General features: G+C 44.4%; 13 protein-coding genes. 11 read left to right on the top strand and 2 right to left on the bottom strand.

The features are described from left to right. Window positions 1-41: 41 nt before the first annotated feature. Window positions 42-2,078, bottom strand: a complete 2,037-nt coding sequence (locus ACTS60_RS13480; protein WP_440888652.1) for an EAL domain-containing protein — start codon at window positions 2,076-2,078, stop codon at window positions 42-44. A 266-nt stretch (window positions 2,079-2,344) separates the two neighbouring features. Between ACTS60_RS13480 and ubiT the strand changes: the two genes are divergently transcribed. Both ubiT and ACTS60_RS13470 read left to right on the top strand, forming a co-directional pair. Then, the gene (gene ubiT / locus ACTS60_RS13475) at window positions 2,345-2,872 is read left to right on the top strand and encodes a ubiquinone anaerobic biosynthesis accessory factor UbiT (protein ID WP_440888651.1); all 528 of its coding nucleotides are present in this window, start codon (window positions 2,345-2,347) and stop codon (window positions 2,870-2,872) included. Beyond that, entirely contained in the window at window positions 2,856-3,359 is a 504-nt protein-coding gene (locus ACTS60_RS13470; RefSeq protein ID WP_440888650.1) for a GNAT family N-acetyltransferase, read from the top strand. The genes ubiT and ACTS60_RS13470 overlap by 17 nt, the downstream gene beginning before the upstream one ends. Before the next feature lie 71 nt (window positions 3,360-3,430). Here ACTS60_RS13470 and ACTS60_RS13465 read toward each other — a convergent pair whose 3' ends face one another. Beyond that, window positions 3,431-3,883, bottom strand: coding sequence for a hypothetical protein (locus ACTS60_RS13465; protein WP_440888649.1), 453 nt, complete (start codon window positions 3,881-3,883; stop codon window positions 3,431-3,433). Between the two features lie 63 nt (window positions 3,884-3,946). Here ACTS60_RS13465 and ACTS60_RS13460 point away from each other — a divergent pair, with 63 nt between their 5' ends. From ACTS60_RS13460 to deoA, 9 genes are all read left to right on the top strand, one after another. Continuing rightward, window positions 3,947-4,345 carry a DNA polymerase III subunit psi gene (locus tag ACTS60_RS13460; protein WP_440888648.1) on the top strand — a complete coding sequence of 133 codons (399 nt, stop codon included), beginning with the start codon at window positions 3,947-3,949 and terminating at the stop codon, window positions 4,343-4,345. 12 nt (window positions 4,346-4,357) lie between these two features. After that, on the top strand, window positions 4,358-4,813 hold the full coding sequence (rimI, locus tag ACTS60_RS13455; RefSeq protein WP_010450033.1) for a ribosomal protein S18-alanine N-acetyltransferase: 456 nt from the start codon (window positions 4,358-4,360) through the stop codon (window positions 4,811-4,813). 171 nt (window positions 4,814-4,984) lie between these two features. Further along, complete coding sequence (locus ACTS60_RS13450) at window positions 4,985-6,058, top strand: GGDEF domain-containing protein (protein ID WP_440888647.1); 1,074 nt, start codon at window positions 4,985-4,987, stop codon at window positions 6,056-6,058. Window positions 6,059-6,178: 120 nt separating this feature from the next. After that, window positions 6,179-7,768 carry a peptide chain release factor 3 gene (gene prfC / locus ACTS60_RS13445; RefSeq protein WP_440888646.1) on the top strand — a complete coding sequence of 530 codons (1,590 nt, stop codon included), beginning with the start codon at window positions 6,179-6,181 and terminating at the stop codon, window positions 7,766-7,768. Between the two features lie 117 nt (window positions 7,769-7,885). Then, window positions 7,886-8,053 (top strand): DUF5363 family protein, encoded by a 168-nt coding sequence (locus ACTS60_RS13440; RefSeq protein WP_440888645.1) that lies wholly within the window; start codon window positions 7,886-7,888, stop codon window positions 8,051-8,053. Beyond that, window positions 8,040-8,813, top strand: coding sequence for a TatD family hydrolase (locus ACTS60_RS13435; protein ID WP_440888644.1), 774 nt, complete (start codon window positions 8,040-8,042; stop codon window positions 8,811-8,813). The genes ACTS60_RS13440 and ACTS60_RS13435 overlap by 14 nt, the downstream gene beginning before the upstream one ends. A gap of 204 nt (window positions 8,814-9,017) precedes the next feature. Then, window positions 9,018-10,301, top strand: a complete 1,284-nt coding sequence (locus tag ACTS60_RS13430) for a NupC/NupG family nucleoside CNT transporter (RefSeq protein WP_038883847.1) — start codon at window positions 9,018-9,020, stop codon at window positions 10,299-10,301. Window positions 10,302-10,882: 581 nt separating this feature from the next. Continuing rightward, a complete protein-coding gene (deoC, locus tag ACTS60_RS13425) occupies window positions 10,883-11,659 on the top strand; it encodes a deoxyribose-phosphate aldolase (protein WP_440888643.1) in 777 nt (258 codons plus the stop codon). A gap of 98 nt (window positions 11,660-11,757) precedes the next feature. Further along, a complete protein-coding gene (gene deoA, locus ACTS60_RS13420) occupies window positions 11,758-13,086 on the top strand; it encodes a thymidine phosphorylase (RefSeq protein WP_010450019.1) in 1,329 nt (442 codons plus the stop codon). Window positions 13,087-13,100: the final 14 nt, after the last annotated feature.

The following is a 13,100-nucleotide window of genomic DNA, read 5'->3' as shown; positions in this document are numbered from 1 at the left end:
TGAGAGTAAGGGATAAATCTTAGATTTTGTTGCAGTTGAGATCAGTTCTTATGACGACGGTTCTGTGCAAACAACTCTTCAACTTCGTGTTTTGGTTGAGGGCGGTAGAAATGGAAGCCTTGAATCGAGTTACATTGCAAGTTCGATAGCAGTGTTGCTTGCTGGTGGGTTTCTACGCCTTCTGCTACCACGGTTAAATCCAGTGACTTACCTAGGTTGATGATGTTCTCAATGACTGTAACTTGTTTTGGAAGGGTGTCGATGTCGTTGATAAACGCACGGTCGATTTTTAGCTCGTCGATAGGGAAGCGAGCTAAGTAGGAAAGGGAAGAGTAACCGGTACCGAAGTCATCGATGGACAGCGCAAAGCCAAGCTTTTTGATCGCATTAAGCATTTGTACCGTGTGCTCGCTGTCGCTCATTACCGCACTTTCTGTCAGCTCAAAGGTAATGCAGCTTGGGTCGAGTTCTGTGGTGCGCAGTAGCTTTTCCATGTAATCGATCAGTTGTGGATTACCAAATTGCTCTGGAGAGAGGTTTATTGCCACACGGCCCGGTAAGATACCTTGCAGTTTCCAGCGTTTCACCGTGTTAAATACATCACGCATTACCACACGACCAAGGTGCTCAATCAAGCCTGCACGTTCTGCTACAGGGATAAATGCCCCTGGACTAATGTAGCCTTCGACGGGGTGCTTCCAACGTACGAGTGCTTCTGCACCGTTAATACTGAAATCACGTGCGTTAACTTTTGGCTGGTACCACACTTCCAAACCGTTTTGCTGCAACGCTTTTTGTAGCTCAATCTCTAACCACAAACGCATGCGCGCTTCTTTGTTCATCTGGTCATTGAATTTAATCAGACGGTTACGGCCGCGATCTTTTGCTTCGTACATCGCAGTGTCTGCGTTTTGCAGCAGAATGCGCGCGTCCTGACCATCTTCTGGATAACGAACACTACCGATAGAACACGCGAGGCGTTTACTAAAATGATGCAGATCGAAAGGTTGGTTGATCAGGGAAATAATACGATCAGAGATAATTTCCGCCATTCTCGAGTTTTCAGGCTCGGGAAGGATGATGCCAAACTCGTCACCACCTAAATGACCAATGATAGCTTGGTTAGGTAACAAACGTTTTAGTCGGGCTGAAACTTCTTGGATCACTTTGTCGCCGATATGATGACCAAGCGAGTCATTGATGTTTTTGAAGTTGTCGATATCAAGATAGAAGACCAACAATGGTGTTTGGCTTCTGATTAACTGTTCTAAACGCTTGGTAAAGCCAAATCGGTTATAAAGCTTAGTCAGTGAATCGATATGTGCATCTTCAGTGCTATTCGATAAATTTTTTGGTGTGTCATCCGCGTCTTGAATCAAGATGATTTGAGACTCACTACCAAGAATAGCGGTGATATCAGCATTAAGTTGCACTTTACGTTCAAAGCCACAGCGAGCACTGGTCAGGCAAATAAACGGCTTTTCCGATAATAATGAACTGAGCTTATGACTGAATACTTTTTTGCTGTTCTCGTCGATAAACAGTCTAGAGAGTTCTTCACCAAGCAATTCATGTGGTGAGTTCAAGCCAAGTAAACGCGCTGAAGCGGGGTTTGCAGAGATGATGATGTCATCTTCAACTAGCAATAAACCATCGGGCAATAACTGAGTCAGCTTACTAAACTTTGTTTCGGATTCTTCAAGCGAGCGAACCAAGATTTGTTTTTCAGAGGTATCAATGGCATGAAAAACAACAAATCGAGTTTGTTTGTCTTCAATAATTGGAGAAATACTGAAGTGAAGGCTAGTTTCTAAGTCGGTTTCATCGAGAGTCACTTCGGCCTCAATGTGCTCTCCGCTGAAGGCACGCTGATAGTAAGGCTGAAGTTTATGATAAAACTGTTCACCCAATACTTGTTCGTCGGTAAGACCGACGACATCATCATGTGCTAAACCTGTAATATCGCAATAGCGCTCACTTACCATTCGATAACGATACTCGTTATCTAAGATGGCAAAGAAAAAAGGACTATTTGAGGTGAGCTTTACAAACCAATGTTTTAGGTGCTGCGAAGGCATTATGGGGTTACCGATCTCCAAAGAGCCTGATTATTCTTCCGTGTAATAAAAACGCTGTTTTGATAACTATAACTTTGAACATCTCGTTATTAAAGGGTTTATCAATGTGAGCGCGTCAAATCTCCAAGTAAGTTCAAAAAATGACGGCTTTGCCACGAAAACTGCTTATGAAGCAAACAAACAATTTTTATTGATGCATAACAGGTATAGGTATTACTCTATCGCTTAATATAAGCATTCTCATGACAAAGTAACGGATAATTAGCGTGTTAAACAAGATTCGCAGTCAACTAGTAAAGAACGCAGCATCAATTTTGCGATCTCCAGTCCAGTTATTGCCACAAACTGTTCAGAAAAAAGCCTTGTTAGAAGGTTTAAAAATGGTATTCAAAGAAGCGCTCGAAGATGGCGATTTTGAGTTCCTTGAAGATAAGTGGCTGAAAGTTGCGATTAAAGACTTGAACTTAGCATGGTACATCAGCTACCAAGATGAAAAGCTGTTGGTGGCAGAGAAACCAGTTCAGGAAGATGTGAGTTTTAGTGGTAACCTTAACGACCTAGTCCTGATTGCTGGTCGCAAAGAAGACCCAGATACACTGTTCTTCCAACGTCGTCTTTCTATTGAAGGCGATACTGAGCTTGGTTTAGAAGTGAAAAACTTGATGGACAGTGTCGACTTAGAGCAGTTGCCTAAAGCGATGCAAGTGGCACTGAATCAATTGGCTGACTTTGTTCAGAAAGGGGTTCAAGAGCCTGCACAAGAAGCCGGAGTAGCGAATGCTTATTCGAACTGAAGCCCCTGCGGACATCCTCACTATTGACCGCTTATTGAAACACGCCTTCCCAACGGATGCTGAGGCTAACTTAGTGATGCGTTTGCGTGAAAACGGCAAGTTAACGTTATCTTTGGTAGCTTGTACTGATGAAGGTGAAGTGGTTGGTCACGCGCTGTTTAGCCCTGTGATGCTAAACGGAGAAGATTTGTCATGGCAAGGCCTTGCGCCTTTGGCTGTGCATGAAGATTACCGTCGCCAAGGCATTGCTGCCGAGCTAATCAAAGAAGGCTTTGATTCACTGCGTGATTTCGGCTATCCAGTTTGTGTCGTATTGGGCGATCCTGATTACTACGCGCGTCAGGGCTTCAAAGCTGGTGAAGACATGGGCTTCAATTGTGCGTGGGAAGTACCACAAGGTGCGTTCCGTGTAGCAGAGGTGGTAGAAGGTCAATGCGACGGACGTTCTGGTCGCATCGATTATTCCCCAGAATTCTCTGAGCTATAATCGCTAATATTAAACGACAAAGCCCGCTGTAAAAAGCGGGCTTTGTTTTATAAGCAGCTAGGTAGAGTGTATTAATCTTGCTCTTGAACGCGCTTTTTACCCCAAACTTCGATTTTTGCTTTTTTACTCATTCCAGCAGCGTTGAGTGTCATGTTACCCCAGCTCTTGTATTCCATTTCTAGGCGTTTAAACTTCGCATCTTCAGCACCCGGTAATGTCCAAGCTCGAGTCGACATACCTTTAGTGAGTGTTCCCGCCATGGTTTTTAGCTTTTTCTCACTACCATCTGTCATGGTTACTTTCATATTTTTAATACTCATGGTGCCCTGAGTACACTTGATTTTTATCTTGCTGAACTGACGGTTTTTAAACAGGCCATTTGGTTCTACGGTGTCTGTTTCCGTTTGGAAGTTTACAGTCTTTTCTGCGATGAGCTCCCAACCATCATTGCTATCCTTAGCGAATGCGGTAAAGCTGGTGGTTGCGATAAGTAACGTAATAGCGATTGATTGGAAAAGCTTCATAACACCTCTGACTTTAAATGCGAAATTTTGATAGGATTGCCTCGTTCAAATAGGTGACAAAAGATGTCAATAGACGAGAAACAGTATTTACACGAGATGGGGATCAGCACATGGGAGCTGAGTCATCCAGAAAGGCTAGAAGGCTATCAAGCGCCATTATTAGATTTGCAAAGTTCATGTAAACTCTTATTGGTATCGCCAATGTGTCCAAAAAATGAGACCGCTTTGATGTTTGAGCGTGTATTGAAGAGCATTAAGCTCACACTCAATGACGCAATGCACATTGAGCCAGAAAGCTTATCTTCTTTAGGTGAACATCAGCTAGAGTGGGTATGGTTTGCGGGTTGTGAGGCTGATGTGAGCATCAATGCCAAGCAACTGACTTCACCGCTATTACAAGATATTGATGGCAACAACGAACAACGCCGCGCATTGTGGCAACAAATCTGTTCGTACTCTTAACGGAGCTAACGCGTGACAATTGAAATTACGCCGATGGGTGCTGAGCACCTTGACCAAGTCTGGCAAATTGAACAACAAGCCCATTCTCATCCTTGGGCTGAGTCATTGGTTCGAGATTTAACGAGCCGTGGTGCTTGTCACCATGTCATGCTTGAAGGTTCTCAAGTGGTTGGCTACTTCTATGGGCAGAATATTGTTGGAGAGGTGACGCTACTGAACATTGCCGTCTCGCCATCTCACCAAGGCAAAGGGTTAGGGCAAAAATTACTGGATGCGTTTATCGAACACTGCGAGCAAGCCAAAGCAGAAAGTGCTTGGCTGGAGGTACGTGAAAGTAACCACCCGGCAATCCATATTTATGAGCAAGCGGGTTTTAATGAAGTGGATCGTCGCTATAACTATTACCCAGCGAAAACTGGTAATGGTAAGGAAGACGCAATAATCATGAGCTATATCTTCTTCAACTAAAAGCTGGCATTTGTCCCACCTGATTCTAAAGCCTTGGTTCATCCAAGGCTTTTATAAACCGTCCTCACACATATTTACTCTCTATCACTACTTTTGTTCGCATTATCCTCAACATAGTTATAGATTTATAAATTATATGAAACACGATCTATAAAGTGTAGGGAGGGAGCGTTGACTAAGTCGTATCCTAGAAAACTCGATACTCCTGTGGCTCAGTTGTTTGATGAGACTAGTCGTGAAGTGGTGCTCAAGGTTTTGATGCTTGTGACATTAGCGACATTTATTCCCCTAGGCGTAAAAAACCTTATCATTGGTGAAACCTTACTCGGGGTTGTTCTATTAAGCTTTCAGCTTAGCTTTGTGGTTGAGTTGGCGTGTCTATTTATGCTGGGTGTGGGAGTAATTGGTCACCGCATCCCTTTATTTTTGCTCTGGTTATCTATTGTCTTAAGTGTGTCTACTTTTGGTGTCATTGCCACTTATTGGGTTTTCCCAGTGATCGTAGCGCTGGTGTTTATTATCCCGACGAAAGATGCACTCGTGACCAATATTTTTATGATTGTAGGTTGCATGGTCGCCACTTGGCAGCAGCTCGAATTGAGCATCATACTACGATTCATCATTGCGTTGATTTGCTGCACGGTTGTTGCTCATGTTGCGGTACACAAAATAGTAGAGCTACAAAACAGCCTAAAATACCTCTCGACACGAGATTCGATGACTGGAGCGCTGAATCGGAGTCAGTTAGAGGCATTTCTATATCGTGCGCTTGATGAGAAAAAGAAGCAGAAAGCGTCAACAATCGCGGTTATCGATATTGATCACTTTAAGCAAGTCAATGACCTTTATGGGCATGACGTTGGAGATGAAGTGATTACAGAGGTTGTCAAAATCCTAAATCAAAACTCCCGCGAGTATGATCTGTTATTCCGATTGGGGGGAGATGAGTTTTTACTGTTGTTTGAAGGGCTTTCTATGCAAAGTGCTCACATCATGATGAGCAGCATCTGCGAGAAAGTAAGAACGAAACACTATCCACGTCATGCTCAGGTCTCTCTTAGTGTGGGTATGTCAGAGTGTTTGATTGCTGAAGATACTCCGGATATGTGGGTAAAGCGTGCAGACATTGCATTGTATGATGCGAAACAAAATGGAAGAGATCAGGTAGTCATATCTGCCAATAGAGTCCCGCCGCTAGGTGAGTTAGCATGGAAGGATAAGGTCAATCAGCCGACATCTCTCTGAACTCGTCAGAGGAAAGTTGCCCCTAAAGCAATAATAAGCGAGAATACCGCGCAATATTGAATCAAAATAAGCTTGTTCGAGATTCGGGCAAGCCATCAGACATCAAAGAAGACCATTTTCATGTCAAATACACCTTTTCTAGGCGAAGTTTCTAAGCGCAGAACGTTCGCTATTATTTCTCACCCGGATGCGGGTAAAACCACCATCACTGAAAAAGTACTGTTATTCGGAAACGCGATCCAAAAAGCAGGTACGGTTAAAGGTCGTGGTAACGCGCAGCACGCAAAATCAGACTGGATGGAAATGGAAAAGGAACGTGGTATCTCGGTTACTACTTCTGTAATGCAGTTCCCTTACAATGATTGTCTGGTAAACCTACTTGATACTCCGGGACACGAAGATTTCTCGGAAGATACTTACCGTACCCTAACGGCGGTTGACTCGTGCCTGATGGTTATCGATGCGGCGAAAGGTGTCGAAGATCGTACTCGTAAGTTAATGGAAGTTACGCGTCTACGTGATACGCCAATAGTAACCTTCATGAACAAACTTGACCGTGATGTTCGTGATCCAATGGAAGTATTGGATGAAGTAGAAAACGAGTTGGGCATGATGTGTGCGCCAATTACCTGGCCAATTGGCTGTGGTAAAGAGTTTAAAGGTGTTTACCACATTCACCGTGATGAGACCATTCTGTACGAATCTGGTCATGGTCATGAGATCCAAGAAGTTCGTATTATCAAAGGTCTGGACAATCCAGAGCTTGATGAGAAAGTTGGCGAAAGCCTAGCAGCAAGTGTACGTGAAGAGCTTGAACTTGTGATGGGCGCTTGTCCTGAGTTCGACCAGGAGCTATTCCTAACTGGTGAACTAACACCTGTTTACTTTGGTACAGCTCTGGGTAACTTCGGTGTTGACCATATGCTAGATGGCCTAACCGAGTGGGCGCCAGCGCCGAAAACGCGTCAAGCGGTTGAGCGTGATGTGGAAGCAACAGAAGATAAGTTCTCTGGCTTCGTATTTAAGATCCAAGCAAACATGGATCCAAAGCACCGTGACCGTATCGCATTCATGCGTATCGTATCGGGTACTTACACACAAGGCATGAAGATGAACCACGTTCGTCTTGGCAAGCAAGTAAGTATCTCTGATGCGGTAACCTTTATGGCGGGTGACCGTTCTCGTGCAGAGCATGCTTACGCGGGTGACATCATTGGTCTACACAACCACGGTACAATCCAAATCGGTGATACGTTCACTCAAGGTGAAGCGCTGAAGTTCTCTGGTATTCCAAACTTTGCACCAGAACTGTTCCGTCGTATTCGCCTAAAAGATCCATTGAAGCAGAAGCAGCTACTGAAAGGTCTGGTTCAGCTATCTGAAGAAGGTGCGGTACAGGTATTCCGTCCACTGCAAAACAACGACCTGATCGTTGGTGCGGTTGGTGTTCTTCAGTTTGACGTGGTTGTGGCTCGATTGAAGTCAGAATACAACGTTGAAGCAATTTACGAAGGCGTTAACGTGGCAACAGCACGTTGGGTTGAGTGTGGTGATGCGAAGAAGCTGGATGAATTCCAGCGTAAGAACCAAGCTAACCTAGCATTGGACGGTGGCGACAACCTAACGTACATCGCGCCAACTATGGTTAACCTAAACCTAGCACAAGAGCGTTTCCCAGATATCGATTTCCGTGCAACTCGTGAGCACTAATTGAATCTAAGCGACGTTATATAGCGCACTAGATCATAAACCGCCGTTAGCTATACACTTAGCTAACGGCGGTTTTTTATTTGGCGAAGTAAAACGATTACTTAGAAAAGGTGCGCAATGAACTGGTTTAAGAGAACACTCAAACGCTACGACGACTGGTGTAAAGAGATGGGGCTGACGCATGATCAAAAGCGCAGTTGTGTGCCGTATAAGCAAGACCCAGTTCATGAAGATGAGCCTGCTAAAAAAGCAAAACAAGAGAAAGCAAACAATGAAACTGTTTGATACCCATTGCCATTTCGACTTTGATGTCTTCCAAGGTGATTTTTCTCGTCAAGTTGAACTTGCTCGTGAGCAAGGCGTGGAGCGTATCCTGATTCCCTCCGTGGGGCCGAGTAACTGGTCTCGTATCCAAGAGCTTACCAGTCAACATCCTCACCTTTATTACGCGCTCGGCTTCCACCCTTATTTCCTGAACGACGAGTTTGAACAATTTGTCCCTGAATTGGAGTCGTTACTTTCCTCACCTAATCGACAATGTGTCGCAATAGGGGAGTGTGGCTTGGACTTTGCGATAGAGACGCCAGTGGAACTGCAAGAGTGCGCGTTAGAACGACAGTTTGAGCTTGCCAGGCGATTTGAACTTCCGGTGATTTTGCACAGTCGTAAAGCGCACAATCGACTTATTCAAATGGTCAAAGCGGCTAAGTTACCAAAGGGGGGCGTGTTACATGCTTTTTCTGGTAGCTATCAACAGGCGATGGAATGGGTTCGATTAGATTTTTTTATCGGAGTTGGTGGCTCAATTACCTATCCAAGAGCCAACAAAACACGCGATGCAATTCAAAGATTACCACTTGAATTTCTTGTTTTAGAAACGGACGCGCCGGATATGCCTATACTTGGTTATCAGGGCGAGCCGAATCACCCTGCCAAACTCATTCATATATTGAATCAACTCTCAGAGTTGCATAAAAGAGAAAAGCAATCGATTGCCGAAAAAGTGTGGGAAAATAGCAATTCTGCCTTCTCCATATGTGAATAAAATCTAAAGATGCTGTTCAGAATAGAAAACGATTACCTTCTTATTGTGAGATAACTCACAAACGGAGGTGAATCAATGATGAATCTTATGAGAAAGTGTGAGGATGGCATTACTTTAATTGATTCTGGATGAGTATAATTGCCCCCGCTTTATAGCTCCATTTTGTAACACGCCAACAAATAACTTATAAGGAAGTCATAAACTATGAGCCTGTTTATGAGCCTAGTCGGTATGGTAGTGCTTCTTGCTATTGCATTTGCATTTTCTAATAACCGTAAAGCTATCAATCTAAGAACTGTGGGTGGCGCATTCGCTATCCAATTCGTATTAGGTGCATTTGTTCTTTATGTACCTTGGGGCCGTGATCTACTGAACGGTTTCTCTACTGGTGTATCTAACGTTATCAACTACGGTAACAATGGTTCATCTTTCCTATTCGGTGGTCTTGTTTCTGACAAGATGTTCGAAGTATTCGGCGGCGGCGGCTTCATCTTCGCATTCCGCGTTCTTCCTACACTGATCTTCTTCTCAGCACTGATTTCAGTTCTTTACTACATTGGCGCAATGCAGTGGGTTATCAAGATTCTTGGTGGTGCACTACAAAAAGCGCTTGGCACTTCTCGCGCGGAATCAATGTCTGCTGCGGCTAACATTTTCGTAGGTCAAACTGAAGCACCTCTAGTTGTTCGCCCATTCGTACCTAAGATGACTCAATCTGAGCTATTCGCGGTAATGTGTGGTGGTCTAGCATCTGTAGCTGGTGGTGTACTAGCTGGTTACGCTTCAATGGGTGTACCTCTAGAGTACCTAGTAGCAGCATCATTCATGGCAGCACCTGGTGGTCTACTGTTCGCTAAGATTCTTCACCCAGAGACTGATAAGCCTCATGAAGACATCGAAGAAGCAATGGACGGTGGCGACGATAAACCAGCTAACGTAATCGACGCAGCAGCGGGCGGTGCGGCTTCTGGTCTACAACTTGCACTAAACGTAGGTGCAATGCTAATCGCGTTCGTAGGTCTTATTGCTCTTGTTAACGGTATGCTAGGTGGCATCGGTGGTTGGTTCGGTATGCCTGAACTAACACTAGAGCTAATCCTTGGTTACGCGTTCTCTCCACTAGCATTCCTAATCGGTGTTCCTTGGAACGAAGCAGTTGTTGCTGGTTCATTCATCGGTCAGAAACTAGTTATCAACGAATTCGTTGCTTACTTGAACTTCACACCTTACCTAGGTGAAAGCGCTCAAGTAGTTGCGGCAACTGGTGAAGTAATGTCTGAGAAGACAACAGCTATCATCTCATTCGCACTATGTGGCTTCGCGAACCTTTCTTCTATCGCGATCCTACTTGGTGGTCTAGGTAGCCTTGCACCAAACCGTCGTTCAGATATCGCTCGCATGGGTATTAAAGCAGTTCTTGCTGGTACGTTGTCTAACCTAATGGCAGCTACTATCGCAGGTTTCTGCCTTAGCCTTGCAGCACTTTAATTAGAATCGGTTCTTAATATATAGACGCCGTTTTAAACCATGCCCTGTAGCAAGAAATTGCTGCGGGGCATTTTTCGTTTTTTGGACCTAAAAAATTCTACTGCACGTAGGTCTACGTGAGTGGCTTACGAAGTTGGTGGAATAGAGGCCGGAAAATTTTGAGATACAAACCGTTTGCGCTCTATTTGGTGCTACAGTTTTGCGGTGAATATCTATAATGTAGTAATCACAGGATAGCGGTTAAGGTTATTACTTAATCACTCCATGAATACAACATACTCGATGGGCAAATGATTTGCCCTCAATATCAAATCTAGCAAGAGTTTTATTGTTTGATGTGATATTAAAGACACCGCAATCATAGATTGTTGTGCCATAGGCCAAACTGGTACTGTGCGGTGACAAGGATAGCAATTGGCATATGAATTATTCGCTGTATATGCCGAGTCTTCAGGGAACCAAGTCCGTTCATTAATAGACTGTTTAGCCAATTTCTCACACTGTCTCGACTTGTTGATTATAGTTAGAGAAGTGATGTGAGGCTGAGTAGTGAATTTTTTGAATATTGATCGGAGATAGAAATGAGCGATTTAAAAGCAGCAGCGCTACGTGCACTAAAACTTATGGACCTAACTACGCTGAATGATGACGACACTGATGCAAAAGTGATCTCACTATGTCATGACGCAAAAACAGCAGTAGGCAACACAGCTGCAATTTGTATTTACCCTCGCTTTATTCCTATTGCTAAGAAGACACTTCGTGAGCAAGGTACGCCAGAAGTTCGTATTGCAACAGTAACGAACTTCCCACACGGTAACGACGATATCGACATCGCGGTTGCTGAAACTAAAGCGGCTGTCGCTTACGGTGCAGACGAAGTTGACGTTGTTTTCCCATACCGCGCTCTAATGGCGGGTGATGAGAAAGTTGGCTTCGAACTAGTTAAGCAATGTAAAGAAGCTTGTGGTGATATCCTTCTTAAAGTGATCATCGAAACAGGTGAACTAAAAGAAGAAGCGCTAATTAAGAAAGCATCACAAATCTGTATCGAAGCGGGTGCTGACTTTATTAAAACTTCAACTGGTAAAGTGCCAGTAAACGCAACGCCAGAATACGCTCGCATGATGCTTGAAGTTATTCGTGATATGGGTGTTGCAGAATCTGTTGGTTTCAAACCTGCAGGTGGTGTGCGTACTGCTGAAGATGCAGCAGCATACCTAGCAATGGCTGACGAAATCCTAGGTGACAACTGGGTAGACGCTCGTCATTACCGTTTTGGTGCATCTAGCCTGCTAACAAACCTACTAAATACATTAGAAGTATCGGACGAAGTTGCTGATCCAACAGCTTACTAATTCCAACAATACGTCTGAACGGTAGCACCAGTTTTTGGTGCTGCCAAACCTCTTTATCCTACTTTAACCATGGCTCATAACGAGCGTGGGAGGCACTAATGTATTTACCACAAGAAATTATTCGTAAAAAACGTGATGGCGAAGTTTTAACTGCCGACGAAATCAACTTCTTTATTCAAGGCGTAGCAAACAACACAGTATCTGAAGGTCAGATCGCTGCGTTTGCTATGACTATTTTCTTCAATGAGATGACAATGCCTGAGCGTATCGCACTAACGTGTGCAATGCGTGACTCTGGTATGGTTATCGACTGGAGCCACATGAACTTTGGTGGCCCGATTGTTGATAAACACTCTACAGGTGGTGTGGGTGACGTTACTTCGCTAATGCTTGGCCCAATGGTGGCAGCATGTGGTGGTTTCGTTCCTATGATCTCAGGCCGTGGTCTTGGCCACACAGGTGGTACGCTGGATAAACTTGAGTCTATCCCTGGCTACAACATCACACCAACTAACGAAGTTTTTGGTGATGTTACTAAAGACGCAGGCGTCGCAATTATCGGCCAAACTGGCGATCTTGCACCAGCTGACAAACGCGTTTACGCAACTCGTGATATCACAGCAACAGTGGATAACATTTCACTGATCACTGCATCTATTCTATCTAAGAAGCTAGCAGCAGGTCTTGAGTCTCTAGTAATGGACGTAAAAGTAGGTTCTGGCGCATTCATGCCAACTTACGAAGCGTCTGAAGAGCTAGCAAAATCAATCGTTGCAGTAGCAAACGGTGCTGGCACTAAGACTACAGCAATCCTTACGGACATGAACCAAGTATTAGCTTCTTCTGCGGGTAACGCAGTGGAAGTACGCGAAGCGGTTCGTTTCCTAACAGGTGAATACCGTAACCCACGTCTACTTGAAGTAACCATGGCTTCATGTGCAGAAATGTTGGTACTTGGCAAACTGGCTGAGAACACAGAAGACGCACGCGCGAAACTGATGGAAGCGCTAGACAACGGTAAAGCTGCAGAGTGCTTCGGTAAGATGGTAGCTGGCCTAGGTGGCCCTGCAGACTTCGTAGAAAACTACGATAATTACCTAGAGAAAGCAGAAATCATCAAGCCTGTATACGCAACAGAAACTGGCGTAGTGTCTGCGATGGATACTCGTGCTATCGGTATGGCTGTTGTTTCTATGGGTGGTGGTCGCCGTGTTGCGACAGACGAAATCGACTACGCAGTTGGTTTTGACAACTTCATCCGTCTAGGTGAAGTTGCAGATAGCGATAAGCCTCTTGCTGTTATCCACGCTCGTACAGAAGAGCAGTGGGAAGAAGCAGCAAAAGCACTTCGCAGTGCAATTAAAGTTGGTGGCGAATACACACCAACACCAGAGGTTTACCGCCAAATCCGAGCAGAAGATCTTTAATAAGTAATATTACA

Source organism: Vibrio sp. WZ-1 (genome assembly GCF_052037695.1).
Lineage (GTDB): Bacteria > Pseudomonadota > Gammaproteobacteria > Enterobacterales > Vibrionaceae > Vibrio.
This window is presented reverse-complemented; position numbering and strand designations above follow the sequence as displayed.